Raw genomic sequence first — 16422 nt, forward strand, 5'->3', positions numbered from 1 at the left:
TAGCGAGCTATACCTACGATCGGAGCATTCAGGTGACACTCAAATGGATATCGGTCGCCGCTGTCGGCCTCGCCACTGCCTCGGCGACGGCATTACTGGCCTGGCTGGTCTCGCCCGTCGCCCCAGGAGTCGCGGCGGTGGTGTTCGGATTCACCGCGCTACCGTTCGGGGCGATGCTGGGCTGGATACTGATCATTGCACCGGTCACTGCCGACCAGACCTACACATCGGGTGACAGCATCGAAAGCCACTGGACCACGGCGGCGTCCAGCGGCACTGCCACCGATCTAGTGACCGTTCTCGGCCTGACTCTGGCGGTGGTGGCCATCACCCGCGTCGATCCCCCGGCCACTCTGCTGCTGACGGGTCTGCTGCTGGCTGCGTTCGCATCGTTCACCGGGCGGTATGCGTTCGCGCGCTACCGAGCCCTGTCCGAATGAGAAACGACGTTCGACGGCGTCGCACCGAGAAGGGTTGGTCTCAAAGCGAACTGGCCGAACGGATCGACGTCACCCGCCTGACGATCATCTCCATCGAGAAGGAGCGATTCGACCCGAGCCTGCCCGTCGCCTTTCGCCTCGCCGCGGCGTTCGACTGCACCATCGAGCAGCTCTTCGAGCCGGACCCGACCTGAGGTCAGTTCACGAGCCCCTCGCTCTGCAGCCACTCGTATGCGACGTCCGACGGATCCTCGCCTTCGATATCGACCCGCCCGTTCAGCTCCTGCATCAGGTCGTCGGTCAAACGCCCCGACACCACCGCCAGCAGATCGGCGATCTCGGGATGCTGCTCCAGCACCGCATCGCGTACCACAGCGGTGCCGCTGTACGGCAGGAAGAATGCGCGATCATCCTGCAGCACGGTCAGATTCAGGTTCTTTATCCGACCGTCGGTGGTATAAACCATACCGAAATTGCAGGGCGAACTGTCTGCGGTCGAGGTGTAGACGACACCGGCGTCCATGCGGGTGACGTTGCTGGACGGTACCCCGCCCGGCGCGTTCAGTCCGATCCCGTATGTGTCGAGCATCGGACCGAAACCGTCCGAACGAGAGAAGAATTCGTCATCGACGCAGAATGTTCGTTCGGCTTCCGGAAGCTTCGCGACATCGGACAGAGTGGTGACGCCGAGTCGCTCGGCGGTGGCGGCAGATGCCGCGAACGCATACGTGTCGTTGAAGTTGGCCGGAGGTAGCCAGTCGAGGTCGTACTCACTCTTCTCGATGTCACGAACGCGCTCCCACAGCTCCTGCGGATCGCTGATCGTCTCGGTCTGGCTGTGATAATTGACCCAACCGGTGCCGGTGTACTCCCACAGGATGTCTGCGTCGCCGTTGAGCTGCGCCTGTCTCGACGACGCCGACCCCGGCGCACCGGTCAGGTCGGTCACCTTCGCGCCCGCGGCGGCAAGGTATGTGGCCGTTATCTTCCCGAGGAGCACGCCCTCGGTGAAACTCTTGCTCGTCACCACCAGAGACGCGCCGTCGAGCGGCCTCGCACCGTCCGTGAGCGTGGTGCTCTCGAACGTTCCCGACGAGCTCACCAGACCGCAGCTCGCCAACGAGCCGGCGAGCGCCACAGCTCCAGCGGCGGCGAACAGACGGCGAATCATGCCACTCCTCTTGGGGTCGCGAACAATTCGACCACACGGCCGAGCCAGTCGATGATCAGTGCCAGCAGTGCAACGAGAACGGCACCGGAGATGAGCAACTTCGGCAAGAAGAGCGTTGTGCCCGTCGTGATCAGCGTGCCGAGGCTGGACGCTCCGATGAACGTGCTCAGCGTGGCGGTTCCGACCAGGATGACCAGCGCGGTGCGCACGCCGTTGAGGATCACCGGCACCGCCAGGGGAAGTTCCACTTGCACCAGGGTACGAATTCCGGAGAACCCGATGCCGCGGGCCGCCTCGATCGTTCGCTGATCGACCTGCTGTATCCCGACGATCGTGTTCTGGAGGATCGGCAGAATTGCGTAGACGACCAAACCCACTACAGCGGTGCGGAACCCGGTTCCGAGCCACATCGTCAGCAGCACGATCAGACCGACTGCCGGAGCGGCCTGACCGATGTTGGCGAAGTTGACTGCCACCGGCCGGAAGTTCTTCGCTCTGTCCCGAGTGAGCAGGATGCCCAACGGTATTGCGATGACGACGACGATCACCGTGGCCGTCAACGTCAGAACGATGTGATCGACGATAGTGGTCTTCAGGTTGTCCCAGCCGAGCGATGCTTGTTCGGTGGTGGTCAGTGTCGTCGATCGGTACCACAGGATGTAGCCGAGTCCGAGTACCACGATGACGATCGGCTCGAACCACACATCCAACGGGGCACGGCGCAGTCGATTCATGTTGCTGCGCCTTCGGTATGGGCCGAGTACGTGACGTGGCCGTCGCCGGATCGAGCGTCCGAGAGCTGCCCCCGGATGACGGCCATGACGGTGGCAATAGTCAATGCGCCGGTCACGGCACCTCGGCCGTCGGTGACGAGTACGCCGCCCTGACTGGCGGCCAACATCGAATCGAGAGCGTCGTTGAGCGTCGACGACGGTGCAACGGTGGGCAATCGCTCGTCGACGTAGTCGGTGATGCGGTCCTTGGTGGCCACTTCGTCGAGAGACGGCCAGGCTCGGGGGCGGCCGTGTTCGTCGATGACGACGATCCAGGTGGCACCCTGCGCTCGTGCGCGCGCGATGACCTCCTGCGAGTTGTCGCCGACCTTGGCGGTCACAACCGAATCGTGTTCCACGTCTTTGACCCTGGACAGTGTCAGGTGCGCCAGAGTGGCTCCGGAGCCGATGAATTCCTCGACGAACGGACTGGCCGGCTTGGCCAGAATTTCTTCCGGAGTCGCGTACTGCTCGATGTGACCACCCTCGGACAGAATCAATACCTTGTCGCCCAACTTCGTCGCTTCCTCGAAGTCGTGGGTGACGATGACGATCGTCTTCGCGAGCTCGTGCTGGATGGCAATGAGGCTGTCCTGCAGTCGAACCCTGGTGATCGGGTCCACTGCGCCGAAGGGCTCGTCCATCAACAGAACCGGCGGATCGGCAGCGAGCGCTCTTGCTACACCCACACGCTGTTGCTGCCCGCCCGACATGTCCTTGGGTAGGCGATCGCGGAAGTCGGAGACATCGAGCCCGACCAGATCGAGCAGGTAGTCGGTTCTCTCCTCGATCTTCTTCGCGTCCCAACCCAGGACGCGCGGAATGGCTCCGACGTTCTTGGCGACCGACCAGTGCGGGAAGAGTCCGCCGGACTGGATGACGTACCCGATGGACTGACGAAGCTTGTCCGGGTCCTCGCCGGTCACGTCACGGTCACCGATGAAGATACGGCCCTCGGTCGGTTCGATCAGTCGGTTGATCATCTTGAGCGTCGTCGTCTTACCGCAGCCGGACGGTCCCACGAACGCCACGATATGGCCGGCCTCGATCTCGAGGTCGATCTTCTGCACTGCCGGCTTGTTCTGACCCTTGTACTGCTTGACCACACCGTCGAGGCGAATGGAAGCACCGGTGACCGTCGGTCCGCCGGTCGTGTTGTCCGTCATGACAATCCCTTCGAGATGGTGAGGCGCCCGAGAAGGACGAGCAGGGCGTCGAACACCAGGGCGATGACGACGATGAGGACTGTTCCGGTCACTGCCATCTCGACGGAATTGGTCCCGCCCAGTCTCGACAGGCCGTTGAAGATGAGCGAACCGAGGCCGGGTCCGAGCACGTACGCGACGATGGCCGCGACGCCGACAACCATCTGCGTCGAGACGCGAATGCCGGTGAGAATGACCGGCCATGCCATGGGCAGCGAGACGGACACGAGGATGCGGCTGCGCGAGAAACCGATTCCCTTCGCCGACTCGATCACGGTGTCGGGGACGCCGCGCAGTCCGACGATGGCGTTACCGATCACGGGCATGGCCGCGAAGAACGCGAGCATGATGAACGAGGGCACTACCCCGAGGCCGAACGGCACGATGAGCAACGCGAGCAACGCCAAGGACGGAATCGTCAGCGCTACTCGGCTGGTCGTCAGCGTCAACGCCGAGAACAGCGGAAGACGATGGACTGCGATTGCGATGAGCACAGCCACGACCGTGCCCACCAGAACCGTCTGAAACGCCAGCGACGCATGTTGATAGGTCAGAAACGCGAGGGATTCACCCCGCCCCTGCAGATAACCCCATAGATCCACGAATTCCCTCTCGCCCGGCAGATCGGACGACGAGCGTAACCCGCATTTCCCGGGCCGAGTCGGGAAATATCACCGGGCCACCGGTCACCAAAGGCACTGCAGGACAGCGATCAGGGGCTTTATCTGCATGAACGACCCCGTCCACTACCCGGCACGGAATTAAAATCAGCTCGAGCAGAAGTCCTACTGCGAATACGAACTGAGAAAGTTGCCGAGCCGTTCGAGCGCCGTCGCGAGATCGTCGACGTTGGGCAGAGTGACAAGTCGGAAGTGATCGGGCACATCCCAATTGAAGGCACGGCCGTGACTGACCAGAATCTTCTCCGACTCGAGGAGGTCGAGTACGAACTTCTCGTCGTCGACGATCCCGAAGCGGTCGGTGTCGAGTTTCGGGAACATGTACAGCGCACCCGCTGCCTGCACGCAGCTGATTCCGTCGATCGAGTTGAGCATGCGATGCGCGAGGTCACGTTGCGCGGTCAGCCTCCCCGCGGGAAGGAGGAGATCTTCGATCGACTGCCTGCCGCCGAGCGCAGTCTGTATTGCGTGCTGTGCCGGTACGTTCGCGCACATCCGCATGTTTGACAGCAGGGTGATGCCCTCGATGAAACTCGCCGCACGTCGACGCGGCCCGGTGACCGCCAACCATCCGGCCCGAAATCCACACACCCGGTACGCCTTCGAGAGGCCCGAATAGGTCAGGCACAAAACATCTTTCCCGGTCAGAGTGGCGAGATTCGTCATCTCGGCACCGTCGTAGACGATCTTCTCGTAGATCTCGTCGGCGAGCAGTATCAGATCGTGCTCACGCGCCAGTTCGACGAAACGCTGGAGTGCCTCGCGTGGATACACCGCCCCCGTCGGGTTGTTCGGGTTGATCACCACGATCGCGCGGGTGCGGGGCGTGATCTTGGCTTCGAGATCCTCGAAGTCCGGGGCCCAGTCCTGACTCTCGTCGGCCAGGTAGTGGACGGGTGTGCCACCGGCGAGCGCCACCGATCCCGTCCACAGCGGGTAATCGGGCGAGGGGATCAGGATCTCGTCCTCCGGGTTGCACAGAGCCTGCATCGTCATTGTGATCAGCTCGGAGACCCCGTTGCCCAGGTAGACGTTGCCGACGTCGAGATCCAGATCGGTCAATCCCTTGGTCTGGTAGTACTGCACCACCGCGGTGCGGGCGGAGAACAGACCTCTGGAATCCGAGTAGCCCTGTGCGGTAGGCAGATTTCGGATCATTGCCATCATGATCTCGTCCGGTGCCTCGAACCCGAAGGGCGCAGGATTGCCGACGTTGAGACGCAGGATGGTGTGTCCCTGCTCCTCGAGCTCCTCGGTCTTGTCCAGAATGCGTCCACGAATGTCGTAGCGAACATTCTCGAGCTTGCGCGCCTGATCGATCGATTTCGTCATGCCGAAAGTTCCTCCTGTCGAACGGACGGCGACATCCGGGTCCGGACCGCCACTGTTGCACATGCGATGACCGCTGCTCCACCCCCGACCACCGGCCACGTCAACCCCTCGCGCAGGATGATCGCGGCCCAGCAGATGGTGAGCACCGGTTGGATCAGCTGAATCTGGCTCACGCTCGACATGGGGCCGATGGCCAAACCCCGATACCAAGCGAAGAACCCGAGGTACATGCTCACCACCGCCAGGTAGGCGAACGATGCCCACTCGGGTGCACCTGCTGTCGACGGCTGCCGCCACCACGAGAAAGCGGCCAACGCACTGGTCACCGGAACGCTCCCCACCAGAGCCCACGAGACCGTCTGCCGGGCCCCGAGTTCGCGGGCCAGCAAGCCCCCTTCGGCGTAGCCCACCGCCGCTGCGACAACCGCCCCGAGGAGCAACAGGTCCGACCACCCGAGCCCGGTCAGCCGTCCGCCCTGAACGGCCGCAAATCCGATCGCGACGGCAGCTCCCATGGCTGCGACCAGCCAGAACATCGGCCGGACTCGTTGCCGCTCTCGCACGACCGCAACAACGGCGGTGGCCGCCGGGAGCAGTGCGATGACGACAGCGCTGTGACCGGCGGATGCCGTGGTGAGGGCATACGAGGTGAGTACCGGAAAGCCGATGACGACACCGGCCGCGATCACGGCCAGCCGACCCCACTGCCCACCCTGGGGGAGCCGTTGTCTCGTCGCGGCCAGCGCAACTGCCGCCAGTGCGGCGGCGAACACGGCGCGCCCGGTACCGACGAAGAGCGGTGGCAGGCCTCCGGTGACGGCGATGCGAGTGAGCGGAACGGTGAACGAGAATGCAGTGACGCCTGCCAAGCCCCACAACAATCCGGCGCGCGATAGCGGGCTCGCACCAGAGCGAGTAGCGCTACTATGCTGTGTCATGTCCGACGATAGCAGTTCACGGATTGTGGCCGCATTGAAGCAGTGGATCGCGACCGCGCCCCCCGAGGCGAAGCTGCCGTCCACCCGCTCCCTGGTGGCCCAGCATTCGGCCAGTCCGGTCACGGTGCAGAAGGCACTGCGCACCCTCACCGCGCAAGGCGTCATCGAAAGCCGCCCTGGTGTGGGCACATTCGTCAGAACCGTTCGCACGGCCCGGCCCAACGACTACGGGTGGCAGACAGCGGCGCTGGGAGCGCCGGGCAACCGACTGCAACTGCCGGCCGCCCTACAGTCCACGTCGAGCGATGTGATCGCACTGCATTCGGGCTATCCGGCCCGGGAGCTGTTGCCGGAGAGACTCGTTCACGCTGCATTCACTCGCGCATCCCGCACCGACGCGGTGATCTCTCGGCCCCCGACCGCCGGACTACCCGAATTGCGGGCGTGGTTCGCAGCGGAGTTGGGGGCCTCCACACCGGTGGGTGTCACTCCGCCGTCGGCGAGCGATGTCGTCATCATTCCCGGCAGCCAGACCGGGCTCAGTACCGCATTCCGGGCGCTCGTCGGTGCAGGCCGTCCGCTACTGATGGAATCGCCGACATATTGGGGCGCGATTCTCGCTGCCACCCAGGCGGGCGTCCGCGTCGTACCGGTCCCCAGCGGAGTGCACGGCCCTGACCCCGATGCTCTGGCACAGGCGTTCGCGCGCACCGGCTCTCGGGCGTTCTATGCCCAACCCACGTTTGCCAGCCCGACCGGAGCACATTGGTCGCCTGTGCTCGGCGAGCAGGTTCTCGACACTGTTCGACGGCACGGCGCATTCCTGATCGAGGACGACTCGGCCCACGATTTCGGTATCACCGCCGAGCCGAATCCATTGGCGGCACGGGACGACGCCGGCCATGTGGTGTACCTACGATCGCTCACCAAGACGGTGTCGCCGTCGGTTCGATTGGCAGGCTTGATCGCTCGCGGCCCCGCACACGAGCGAATCCTCGCCGACACCGGTGCCGAGTCGATGTACGTCAGCGGGATCCTGCAAGCAGTCGCGCTGGACGTGGTGACGCAACCCGCCTGGCGTACCCATCTCCGGCATCTGCGCACACAGTTGGCCTCTCGACGGGACTTGTTGGCGAACAGCCTGATCGAGTTCGCACCTCGCGGTCATCTCGATGCTGTGCCGCGCGGTGGGCTCAATCTGTGGATGCGCCTGCGCGACGACGTCGATCTGGAACAGATTGTGCAGCAATGCAAGTCCGCCGGTGTCATCGTCGGGGCCGGCAACGATTACTTTCCGGCCGAACCCACCGGCAAGTACCTTCGACTCAACTATGCCGGCCCCAACCCCGGCGAGTTCCCCGATGCTGCGCGCACGATCGGTTCCATCATCTGAGGCTGTGGGAAACATCCACGGCGAAGGTCGACTTGCGACCCCACACGAACCAGACCAGGGGACCGAGGAAAGGGAACGCCAGTACGACGAAGATCCACACTGCTCGCCCGGCGACGGTGTAGTTGGGGGAACGAATGATGCTGATCAGCGCGGCGATGAACAAGAACACCGCACCGAGCGTCAGCACCAGAGCGATCACCAGGCCCAGGGTTCCCAACCCCACACCGAGCACCTGCTCGGTGGTCGACGGTTGCTGAGAAAGAAATGTTGCGACCTGCATGATGAACCCTTCGCATTCGATGTTTCGTTGACCTGACCAACGCTACGAGTCGGGTTTCGTCTGCACATCGGTCTGCGCGGGTATCTCGCTGTACATCCGAAGATGTACGCGACCCTGACGAACACCAACCAGTTGGATCGACCCAGCAGCTAGATTGACCCGGTGAAGAAGGTCAAGAACGACTACACCGCGTGGATGGAACTGGGACCGGGAGGACTTCCCGCCAATGTCGGTGGCTGGCTGATCACCACCGCACTGAGACCATTTGCGCGACGCGACGCACTTCGTGTCGACGGTACATCCGGTACCGGTCTGCACTGGCAGCTCGAACGTCGCCCCGGACCACGGCCGTCGATCGCGCCGTACCCGATTCCCCATCGCCAGCTCACCGATCGGGGTACCCACGCCCTGATCGAGCGGTTGACTGCATCCGTCACCGCCGAGGCGTCGTCGGATGGACCGTTTCATCTGGAGCGCAGTCGATTCGAGCGTAGAGGGGAGGCACTGTATCTATCCGATCTTCGCTCTTCCTCGCCCTGGATCTCCCGAACCAAAGGCGAAATCGTGCACGTACACGAGACCGAAGGTTCGTTGCACGTCGTACTGCAACCGGACGATGCGCAGACCGTCATATCCGCGGGATGGGGCGAACTGCACCCGCTGGCCGGTCGGCCGATGCTCGGACTACCCGAGACCTACGTCTTCCTGTACGCACCAAGAGATTCCGACGACGCCGACTGCATCGAACAGATCATCCATCGCGCGACAGCTACCTCGATGGTATGACTCTGCGCTCCAGGGGATTCGACATCATCGCCGGATACATTCCGGCGCGCCACAATGTCGCCGCCGTCGACCTCGGTCGACTCCTCGATTCGATCTTCATCCTGGAAGCGAACTCTGCGGCGAAACCATCTCGCGTATAGCGAGATTCGATGATGTCGACGCAGTGCGGTTCGAGGTCGCGAATCCGGCGGCCACTGACGTCCAGGTATGCCGCATCGTGCAACAGGGCCGCCTCCGATTCCTTCGGTGTCGCGACGTCCATGTGCCGGGCTATCGCCTCGTGGACGATCTGGGCCGTTCGATCGTCGCCTTTGTGTCGGCGAACGAACTTTTCGGCTCGCTCGGCACCGATCAGTGCAAAGCATCCAGCCACCTGGTTCTGTTCTGAGCCGAGAGCTACGTCATGCAACAGGCACGCGATGTACAGCGCCTCAGAATCCGGCCGCAGACCATCGATGTCCGCAAATGCCGAGGCGTACTGCCAGCACCGCACGCTGTGCATCAACACGGGCACACTCAGACACTCCCTCGCCTCCTCGAGTGCGTCCCGGCACAACCGTGAATCCGGCGCATCGACTGTGTGCCATGCAGCACTCGACGAACATCGCCGGGAACCGAGCACGGTACCGGGCAACATCGCGAGCTGTTCTCGCACAGCAGCTCCCACGATTCGCGCACGACGCCCTGCGCTCAGTTCACCGGGTCTCATCGTCTTCCCCTTTCAGGTGGCTGAGCATGTCCGCCCGCGTGATCTCGAGCATCGCGTCGAGCATGGATCGATCGACGATGCGTCGTTGATGCAGTGACACAGCGCCGTTCATCGCCGCCCAGGCATTCAGAACCAATGCACGGGGGACGACGTCGGCTCCGGCATCCACCACCGCACGCGTCACCGAATCGATGAGTTCACCGAGTGCAGTATCGATCTTCGTCTTCGCCTCACCGACCGAGGCGGACTCGGACTTGTCCACATCCGTCAGCGCGAGCAGCCGCAGCGCCAGTGGATTGTCGCGGTGGAACGCGACGTATCGGTCGAGGAACTCGGCAACGACGTGCGTAGATTCGACCGCATCGATGGGGGCAGTCATCTGTTCAGCGTGGCTCTGGGCGGTTCGCCACGCCAGAGCGGCATAGACGTCCACCTTGCCGGCGGGGAAGTTTGCGTAGATCGAGCTCACCGCCACATCGGCTGCGGTGGCGAGCATCTCGATCGTCGTTCCCCGATATCCGTGGCGCAGGAAGAGCGAGCGAGCACCGTCGAGCACCGCTGTGTGTGTTCGACGCTTCCGCTTGTCGCTGGGGGTATCCAAGACCATGCACTTATCGCAGTCTGATTCCGATAACGGAATCAAATTAGGATAGAGGAGACGCTATGACAACCGAGGACGTTCAGCTGCCGGACAGCGGTAGCGCGGCAATGGTCCACTTTCTGCCGCAGTCACCGTTCGTGCAGCAGCTGGGAATCGAGCTGATCGATATCGGCGAGGGCACCGCCCGGCTTCGCCTGTCGTACCGAGACGAACTGTCGACCGTGGGCCAGATGCTGCACGGAGGTGATCGCCGGCTGCATCGACATCGGAATCATGACCGCGGCGTGGGCGGGAGCGGCAGTCCCCGAAAAGCTTCGGGGTGTGACCGTGTCCATGTCGGTGCAGTTTCTGGAACCGGTGTACGCCGAGGGAATAGACATAGTGGGGACACGCCTGCACGGCGGCCGAAGCCTGAAGACATGTCGCGTCGACATCGTGGGTACCCAGTCCGGTCGACTGGTCGCAACCGGCACGGGAACATACAAAGTCGGCTGAAGTCTGGGCAGGGACCGCAAAGCATGTGACCATCGATGCATGACACTCGACGACATCGTGAATCTGGTCGGCAGCTTCGACGGCACGTTGGCGCAGCGGCCTCGGGAGGGTGATGGGACTCCGGAACTCGCATGGGGCGACGTGTTCTTCTACTACTCGCCGGGCGGGACCATTCCGACGTCCACCCAGCCGTTCGCAACCATCGTGACGAAGAACTATCCCGGTGACGAGTTGTCCCGCCTGGACCGTGCCGGCGCGTTCCGCGTCAATGTCGTTGTGGGAAAGCAGGATTTCGAGCGACTCCTGGGAGTGCCCCCACGCGAAGCAGCTCACGCACCCCAGGCCGACACCGACGACACCCTTGCCGCCCACCCTCACTACGGCACTGCGGGCTGGTTGTCGGTGGTCAACCCGTCTTCGCAGACCGAATCCCCGATCGGGGAGCTCCTCGAGTCTGCTTACAACGTCGCCAAGGCCAGGTACGAGCGCCACCAACACTGATCACTCGAAGAAGTCGTCCATCGACCGGGACAGCCCCTCGATGTCGAGGCCGTTGGCTCGATCGTGTTGGGCCACCGTTCCGTACTTTCTGCGCTCACCGGGTTCCACCCCGATTCCCGACACTCGATGCCGCACATCCAATAGAGCCCGATCGATCTGTGACACAGACGTTCCCGCGAGGTACGGCTCCACGATCATGACGTCCGGCGCTGTCAGCGTCTCTCGGAGAGTTGTACCGTCGAACGGCCTGATCGTCGAGGTGTGCAGCACGGTGACGTCACGTCCACGGGCCGCGGCCAGGACCCGGTCCGTCATCGGACCGACCGAGATCACAGTGCCGGAATTACCCTGTTGCAGAACGGCCATCGAACCTCCGGGTAGACCGTACGAATGATCGTTCGAGACACCGTCGAGCCTGATGTAGACGCGATCGTCGGAATCAGCCGCGCTGCGCAGCACCCATTCGACCTCGTCGACGTGCCCGGGCACGTGCACCGTCCACCCGTCCAGGGTGTCGAGTAGCGCGACATCGCGTTGGCCGAAGTGCGTCTCACCGCCCTGTGGCCATCCGTAGGAGCCGCCCGAGCTGACCAGGATCGCGCCGACATCCTGATGTCCCAGATCGAGTTTCACCTGCTCGAAGGGCCGCTCGATCAGAAACGGTGGGAATGTGTGCACGATCGGACGCATGCCGGCGAGCGCCATACCGGCCGCGACACCGATCATCGCCTGCTCTCGAATACCCACGTTGACCACGCGCGGCCGAATATCTGACGTCAGATGCGGTTCGAGATAGGCCACGCCGATCTCGGCCAGTACCAGCACGATTCGCTCGTCCTGGGCCAACAGTTCCGGCACCAGTCGGTAGAAGTGTTCGCGCTGATCCGCGGTCCTGTTCAGCGTCGACGTCATTTTAGTTCTCCTTCTTCTCCACGTGGGCGACCACCACGTGGGGCCGGTCGCCGTGATCGATGCGAAACGCCTGCTGGAGCGCACTGTGGTCTCGGCCGTCGACGTCGGATGTCGACCACCCCTCGACGGCGAAGCGCGAGGCGATGCCGCCGGGCCAACCCAGACCGGCAGAATCGTTGTCGATCACCACTGCGGTCAGGTTGCCCAGGTGCGATCGACCGGCGAATTGGATGGCCTCCATGTTGCTGCCCTCGTCGAGCTCGGCGTCACCGATCAGTACGAACACCCGGGCCCCGCTCCGCTGGATCTGCAGCGCCACAGCAGTTCCGGCTGCCAGCGCCAGACCATGACCGAGCGACCCCGATCCGATGTCGACCCCGGGAATCAGCGTGCGGTCCGGATGATTGCCGAGCGGTGAGTGGTAGCTGCCGAACGACGCGAGATCGGTCGGCGAGAGGAACCCCCGCGCGGCGAGCACCGCGTAATACGCCATCGGGCCGTGTCCCTTGGAGAGGTAGAACCTGTCGCGATCGGGGTCATCCGGCTTCGCCTCGTCGAGACGAAGAATGTCGGAGTACAGCACCCACAGCACGTCCAGCGTGGATGTGGCACTGACACCGTGCTTTTCGTCGCCGGTCATCAGCGTCATGAGTTTGGGCAACTCGTCGAAGGTCATCTGCATGAGACCCACCCTGCAACCTCGAGTGCACTCGAGGTCAAGGGCGTCGTGCTACACCCAACCGTCCGACGACCGGCCCGCGAAGTTCGCCAGGCGTTCCAACGGCCCTGCCTCGGAACGGGGTTCCACGATGGGCCCGAAGGGGACTCCCGGAACCCGACTCTCCGCCGGCAGCAGTGCTCGAAGTTCCACGGCTACCGGATCGACGAGCGCGGGGTCGGCATGGGCCGGTTGCCCCGTCGCAACAGCAAGATCCCATCCGTGCACCAGTAACTCCCGCGAATAGCCCCAGACAGCCGATCGCCCTGGGACTTCACCCCACGGAACGACGACAGGGGCGTCGAGTGCCGCGTCGTCGGCCCAGGCCGCGCGCGCCTGCTCCACCAGAGTGTCGAACGATGCGGCGTCGTGATCAGGAGAGAACGGCGAGACCGAGTCCGGGCTACCCAGTTCGGCGATCGCGATCAGCCTGGCCACCGTAGCGACGAGGTGACCGGCCAGCGTCCGGACATCGAACTCGTCGCATGGGGTGGGAAGGTCCAGTTGGTCGGCGCGCACCCCTGCGAGCAGTCCGCTCACCCAGGCAGCGGAGGTGAAGTACACCTCGCGCGGGTCTGTCTGCTGTGTGGTCTCGATGGTGTCCATTGTTGAGCCTTCCGTTCCGCGGCCGCCTGGTGTGGCCTGCTGAATAGAAGTAAATCGGCTGAACATGACATCTTCTGTCATGTTTCGGTGAGAGACTTTTCGGGTGCGCGCAGACCGGCTGTTGTCCATCGTCATGCTGCTCCAACATCGGGGCAGGCTGAATGCTGCCGACATCGCCGCCCAGCTCGAAGTGTCCACGCGCACCGTATTGCGCGACATCGAAGCGTTGTCCTCAGCGGGCATACCGGTCTACACCGATCGCGGTCGCGGTGGTGGCATCAGTCTGCTGCCCGGCTATCGGACCGAGCTGACCGGTCTGACGGCCGCCGAGGCGACGGCATTGCTCGCTTCCGGCGCGGGACGCGTCGCCACCCCGGCGTTCGCGAGCGCGATGCGCAAGGTTGTCGCCGCGATACCCGACGCCCACCGAGCGGCGGCAAGCACTGCGTCACAACGAATCCTGGTACGGCCGGACGGTTTCGCGTTTCCCCACGAATCCGAGGTCCATCTACCGGAATTGCAGCGAGCCGTCATCGACGGTGTGCGGATACGGATGTCGTACCGCAACCGCGGCGGCGAGTTGTCCGACCGAACCCTGGACCCAGTAGGGCTCGTCTATGCCGGCGAGCATTGGTACCTGCTCGCCGCCCGAGAGGGAAACGAACGTGTCTATCGAGTGTCCCGCATCGATACCCTGACCGTCCTCGACGAGCCTGCCCATCGCAGCGCCGCCGTGGATCTGGAGGCGGCATTCACGGCGCATCGGACATCCTTTCGCGCAAGTTTGGCTCACCTCGAAGTCACCTGCCTCGTAGAGGACTCGGTATGGATCTCGTTGACCAAGAACGTCGTTCGAGTGATCAGCGATCAAGTGCAGGACGACGGACGACGCCTCGCAGTCATCGAGTTCTCCGGGCACAATCACGCTGTGGGCGCCATGTGGCAGTGCGCGCCTGCCGTAGCAGTGCTGCAGCCGAGCACAATTCGAGACGAACTGGCTCAACGCGCGACGGCAACAGCGCAGTTGTATCGCTGAAATTTCGGAGACGAGAGTGCATGACCAAGTCATTACCATTGCGAATAGTCTGGTGGTTTCGTAGGGTGAACGCGACTCCGAACATTCAGGACGGCGCTATGGCTTTCAATCCACCCCGAACGTGGTTCGGCCCGAAACGGTACGGCTGGGGAATCAGCCCGCACACGTGGGAGGGCTGGCTACTCCTGGCCATCTTCGTGATCGTCGCCGTCACGCTGGGAGCCACCGTATTCTCGTGACATGTCGCGCCCACACCTCGACGTAGCAGGGATATCCATCGACTGCCCCGAGCCGGGGGAGCTCGCTCGCTTCTACCTCGCGCTTCTGGGCGGAACGTTGTTGTGGCAGAACAAGTCGAGCTCGGGGATTCGCACGCAGTCTGGCCTCAACATAGTTGCGCAGAAGGTGGCGAACTACATCCCGCCCACGTGGCCGTCGGCGTCCATCGTGCACTTCGATCTCGCTGCGAGAGTGAGCCTAGGCGAATCCGTCGCTCATGCAGTCGAATGTGGGGCAACAGAAGCAGCGCAGCAGCCCGACCCGCGATGGCGAGTTCTCCTCGACCCCGCCGGGCATCCCTTCTGCATCACCACGGAGGTGTACGACGGTTGACGAGGGCAATAGCCTGAGACGGTGCGCAATCTCGTCGTCCTCCTGCTCCTGTTCGGATTCGTCATCGGATTGGTTCCACTTGCCTGGTACTCGATAGGTGAAATGACCACAAACACGAGTGGCGTCGTGTATTCGGGTGGCTACGAGCCGCTGTACGGAGCCACGATGAGCGACGAATTCGTGAACGCGATGAACGACTCGTTCGACCGACGAACCCAAGGCCTATCGACGCTGTGGCTGTACCTGGTCCCTATTGCCAGCGCGACACTCGGCGCGCTGACCGGGGTGGTCCTCGGACGATTCGGATTCATGTTGAACCGCAACCGGACCCGCGGGTCCTGAGGTGGGCGAACCCGCTGAAGTGGAGCTGAGTCTCGACGACATTCGACGCGTGACGGCCTTCGCAGCGGCCTGTGCCCGACGCGCATTGCCGATCTACGAGCTGGCCCGCCCCAACGATTCGCGTCCAGGCTTGGCCATCGACGGGGCTGAGGCGTTTTCCGAGTCCGGCGAGCGAACTGGAGCGCTACGCAAGCTCGCCTGGGACGCGCACAAGGCCGCCCGCGAGGTGCCGGCATCTGCGGCCACGGACGCCGCACTGTCCGCGATGCACGCCGCCGGTGCCGCATTTCTCCATCCGTTGTACAGCCCCCATCAGGTCAAGCACATTCTCGGTTCTGCCGTGCATCTGATGCTGACGGACTCCAATGCTGTTGCAGAACAGATGGAATGGATCCAAGATCTAGCCGACGCGACCGTGCGTTCGGTCTTGCGCCGCTTTCCAGCACCGGCCACCGGGCGCACGAGTTTCGGCGTGCTCATGATTCGACTCGATACCGAATTGCGACGCTGAGCCGTTGCCCCGATCGGGGTGCGGTGACAACATGAAAGGCATGAAGGCCCAAGAACGCCCGTGGACCCGATACGCGGTTGCCACCTTGCTGGCCGCGCTCGCGTTCCTGACGATCAGCGACCTCGTGTCCGATCCTTCTGCCTGGAACTGGACGAAGCTGGTGGTGCTGGCAGTAGCCGCCCCAGCGCTCTGGTACCGAGGAGGTCGGCACTCGCCCTTACCCAACAAGATCGGACCCGAGTCTGTACCCGCCGAGGATGTCGACGCGGTTGTCGCAGAATCCGGCAGAACCGTCGAAGCCATTCGTTCGCTGCGTGAAATGCATCCCGGTCTTGGTTTGCTCGATGCCAAAAGGCTTGTTCAACCAGAAAATTGACACCT

The 16422-nt window shown here is 63.3% G+C and carries 25 protein-coding genes and 1 pseudogene; 13 read left to right on the forward strand and 13 right to left on the reverse strand.

Going from position 1 to position 16422, the window contains the following annotated elements:
• Positions 1-32: 32 nt before the first annotated feature.
• Both ACQR3T_RS09595 and ACQR3T_RS09600 read left to right on the forward strand, forming a co-directional pair.
• Positions 33-440 carry a hypothetical protein gene (locus tag ACQR3T_RS09595; protein ID WP_094703330.1) on the forward strand — a complete coding sequence of 136 codons (408 nt, stop codon included), beginning with the start codon at positions 33-35 and terminating at the stop codon, positions 438-440.
• Positions 437-634 (forward strand): helix-turn-helix transcriptional regulator, encoded by a 198-nt coding sequence (locus tag ACQR3T_RS09600; protein WP_037175057.1) that lies wholly within the window; start codon positions 437-439, stop codon positions 632-634. Before ACQR3T_RS09595 ends, ACQR3T_RS09600 begins: the two co-directional genes overlap by 4 nt.
• Positions 635-636: 2 nt before the next feature.
• Here ACQR3T_RS09600 and ACQR3T_RS09605 read toward each other — a convergent pair whose 3' ends face one another.
• From ACQR3T_RS09605 to ACQR3T_RS09630, 6 genes are all read right to left on the reverse strand, one after another.
• Positions 637-1611, reverse strand: a complete 975-nt coding sequence (locus tag ACQR3T_RS09605; protein WP_032378674.1) for a glycine betaine ABC transporter substrate-binding protein — start codon at positions 1609-1611, stop codon at positions 637-639.
• On the reverse strand, positions 1608-2345 hold the full coding sequence (locus ACQR3T_RS09610) for an ABC transporter permease (protein ID WP_196249147.1): 738 nt from the start codon (positions 2343-2345) through the stop codon (positions 1608-1610). Before ACQR3T_RS09610 ends, ACQR3T_RS09605 begins: the two co-directional genes overlap by 4 nt.
• Positions 2342-3550 (reverse strand): ABC transporter ATP-binding protein, encoded by a 1209-nt coding sequence (locus ACQR3T_RS09615; RefSeq protein ID WP_032378675.1) that lies wholly within the window; start codon positions 3548-3550, stop codon positions 2342-2344. Before ACQR3T_RS09615 ends, ACQR3T_RS09610 begins: the two co-directional genes overlap by 4 nt.
• Entirely contained in the window at positions 3547-4191 is a 645-nt protein-coding gene (locus ACQR3T_RS09620; RefSeq protein WP_032378676.1) for an ABC transporter permease, read from the reverse strand. The genes ACQR3T_RS09615 and ACQR3T_RS09620 overlap by 4 nt, the downstream gene beginning before the upstream one ends.
• Positions 4192-4374: 183 nt before the next feature.
• Positions 4375-5601, reverse strand: coding sequence for a pyridoxal phosphate-dependent aminotransferase (locus ACQR3T_RS09625; protein ID WP_032378677.1), 1227 nt, complete (start codon positions 5599-5601; stop codon positions 4375-4377).
• Positions 5598-6539 (reverse strand): DMT family transporter, encoded by a 942-nt coding sequence (locus ACQR3T_RS09630; protein WP_428693241.1) that lies wholly within the window; start codon positions 6537-6539, stop codon positions 5598-5600. The genes ACQR3T_RS09625 and ACQR3T_RS09630 overlap by 4 nt, the downstream gene beginning before the upstream one ends.
• On the opposite strand from ACQR3T_RS09630, the gene ACQR3T_RS09635 reads away from it, so the two are divergent.
• Positions 6538-7932, forward strand: a complete 1395-nt coding sequence (locus tag ACQR3T_RS09635; protein ID WP_428693242.1) for a PLP-dependent aminotransferase family protein — start codon at positions 6538-6540, stop codon at positions 7930-7932. The two genes, ACQR3T_RS09630 and ACQR3T_RS09635, sit on opposite strands and share 2 nt — an antisense overlap.
• Here ACQR3T_RS09635 and ACQR3T_RS09640 read toward each other — a convergent pair.
• Positions 7925-8212: a PLD nuclease N-terminal domain-containing protein gene (locus tag ACQR3T_RS09640; protein WP_428693243.1), complete on the reverse strand. Its 288-nt coding sequence runs from the start codon at positions 8210-8212 to the stop codon at positions 7925-7927. The two genes, ACQR3T_RS09635 and ACQR3T_RS09640, sit on opposite strands and share 8 nt — an antisense overlap.
• A 162-nt stretch (positions 8213-8374) precedes the next feature.
• On the opposite strand from ACQR3T_RS09640, the gene ACQR3T_RS09645 reads away from it, so the two are divergent.
• Together ACQR3T_RS09645 and ACQR3T_RS09650 are read left to right on the forward strand one after the other, a co-directional pair.
• Complete coding sequence (locus ACQR3T_RS09645) at positions 8375-8998, forward strand: hypothetical protein (protein WP_428693244.1); 624 nt, start codon at positions 8375-8377, stop codon at positions 8996-8998.
• Positions 8995-9138 (forward strand): hypothetical protein, encoded by a 144-nt coding sequence (locus ACQR3T_RS09650; RefSeq protein ID WP_428693931.1) that lies wholly within the window; start codon positions 8995-8997, stop codon positions 9136-9138. The genes ACQR3T_RS09645 and ACQR3T_RS09650 overlap by 4 nt, the downstream gene beginning before the upstream one ends.
• Before the next feature lie 71 nt (positions 9139-9209).
• Here the strand turns inward: ACQR3T_RS09650 and ACQR3T_RS09655 are convergent.
• The 3 genes and pseudogenes from ACQR3T_RS09655 to ACQR3T_RS09665 form a co-directional block, all read right to left on the reverse strand.
• Positions 9210-9707: pseudogene (locus tag ACQR3T_RS09655) on the reverse strand (HD domain-containing protein); the annotation flags it as partial.
• On the reverse strand, positions 9694-10314 hold the full coding sequence (locus ACQR3T_RS09660) for a TetR/AcrR family transcriptional regulator (RefSeq protein WP_428693245.1): 621 nt from the start codon (positions 10312-10314) through the stop codon (positions 9694-9696). The gene ACQR3T_RS09660 and the pseudogene ACQR3T_RS09655, both read right to left, overlap by 14 nt.
• 122 nt (positions 10315-10436) lie before the next feature.
• Entirely contained in the window at positions 10437-10688 is a 252-nt protein-coding gene (locus ACQR3T_RS09665; RefSeq protein WP_428693932.1) for a hypothetical protein, read from the reverse strand.
• Between ACQR3T_RS09665 and ACQR3T_RS09670 the strand changes: the two genes are divergently transcribed.
• A complete protein-coding gene (locus ACQR3T_RS09670; protein WP_428693897.1) occupies positions 10642-10803 on the forward strand; it encodes a hypothetical protein in 162 nt (53 codons plus the stop codon). The genes ACQR3T_RS09665 and ACQR3T_RS09670 overlap by 47 nt on opposite strands.
• 39 nt (positions 10804-10842) lie before the next feature.
• On the forward strand, positions 10843-11304 hold the full coding sequence (locus tag ACQR3T_RS09675; RefSeq protein WP_428693246.1) for a DUF6194 family protein: 462 nt from the start codon (positions 10843-10845) through the stop codon (positions 11302-11304).
• Here ACQR3T_RS09675 and ACQR3T_RS09680 read toward each other — a convergent pair whose 3' ends face one another.
• The 3 genes from ACQR3T_RS09680 to ACQR3T_RS09690 are packed head-to-tail and all read right to left on the reverse strand — an operon-like array spanning position 11305 to position 13540.
• Positions 11305-12216 (reverse strand): transketolase family protein, encoded by a 912-nt coding sequence (locus tag ACQR3T_RS09680; protein WP_428693247.1) that lies wholly within the window; start codon positions 12214-12216, stop codon positions 11305-11307.
• A 1-nt stretch (position 12217) separates the two neighbouring features.
• Positions 12218-12898, reverse strand: coding sequence for a thiamine pyrophosphate-dependent enzyme (locus tag ACQR3T_RS09685; protein WP_428693248.1), 681 nt, complete (start codon positions 12896-12898; stop codon positions 12218-12220).
• 48 nt (positions 12899-12946) lie between these two features.
• Positions 12947-13540, reverse strand: coding sequence for a TIGR03086 family metal-binding protein (locus tag ACQR3T_RS09690; RefSeq protein WP_037152010.1), 594 nt, complete (start codon positions 13538-13540; stop codon positions 12947-12949).
• A gap of 103 nt (positions 13541-13643) precedes the next feature.
• On the opposite strand from ACQR3T_RS09690, the gene ACQR3T_RS09695 reads away from it, so the two are divergent.
• The 6 genes from ACQR3T_RS09695 to ACQR3T_RS09720 all read left to right on the forward strand — a co-directional run bounded on the left by ACQR3T_RS09695 (position 13644) and on the right by ACQR3T_RS09720 (position 16417).
• The gene (locus tag ACQR3T_RS09695; protein ID WP_428693249.1) at positions 13644-14576 is read left to right on the forward strand and encodes a helix-turn-helix transcriptional regulator; all 933 of its coding nucleotides are present in this window, start codon (positions 13644-13646) and stop codon (positions 14574-14576) included.
• A 98-nt stretch (positions 14577-14674) separates the two neighbouring features.
• Complete coding sequence (locus ACQR3T_RS09700; protein ID WP_428693250.1) at positions 14675-14815, forward strand: hypothetical protein; 141 nt, start codon at positions 14675-14677, stop codon at positions 14813-14815.
• Between the two features lies 1 nt (position 14816).
• Positions 14817-15188: a VOC family protein gene (locus tag ACQR3T_RS09705; RefSeq protein ID WP_428693251.1), complete on the forward strand. Its 372-nt coding sequence runs from the start codon at positions 14817-14819 to the stop codon at positions 15186-15188.
• Positions 15189-15209: 21 nt separating this feature from the next.
• Positions 15210-15530, forward strand: a complete 321-nt coding sequence (locus tag ACQR3T_RS09710) for a hypothetical protein (protein WP_037175041.1) — start codon at positions 15210-15212, stop codon at positions 15528-15530.
• A gap of 1 nt (position 15531) precedes the next feature.
• Entirely contained in the window at positions 15532-16041 is a 510-nt protein-coding gene (locus ACQR3T_RS09715; protein ID WP_428693252.1) for a putative immunity protein, read from the forward strand.
• Between the two features lie 40 nt (positions 16042-16081).
• A complete protein-coding gene (locus tag ACQR3T_RS09720) occupies positions 16082-16417 on the forward strand; it encodes a hypothetical protein (RefSeq protein WP_428693253.1) in 336 nt (111 codons plus the stop codon).
• Positions 16418-16422 lie beyond the last annotated feature (5 nt).

It is taken from the genome of Rhodococcus sp. IEGM1428 (genome assembly GCF_050321865.1).
In the GTDB taxonomy this organism is placed as follows: Bacteria; Actinomycetota; Actinomycetes; order Mycobacteriales; family Mycobacteriaceae; genus Rhodococcoides.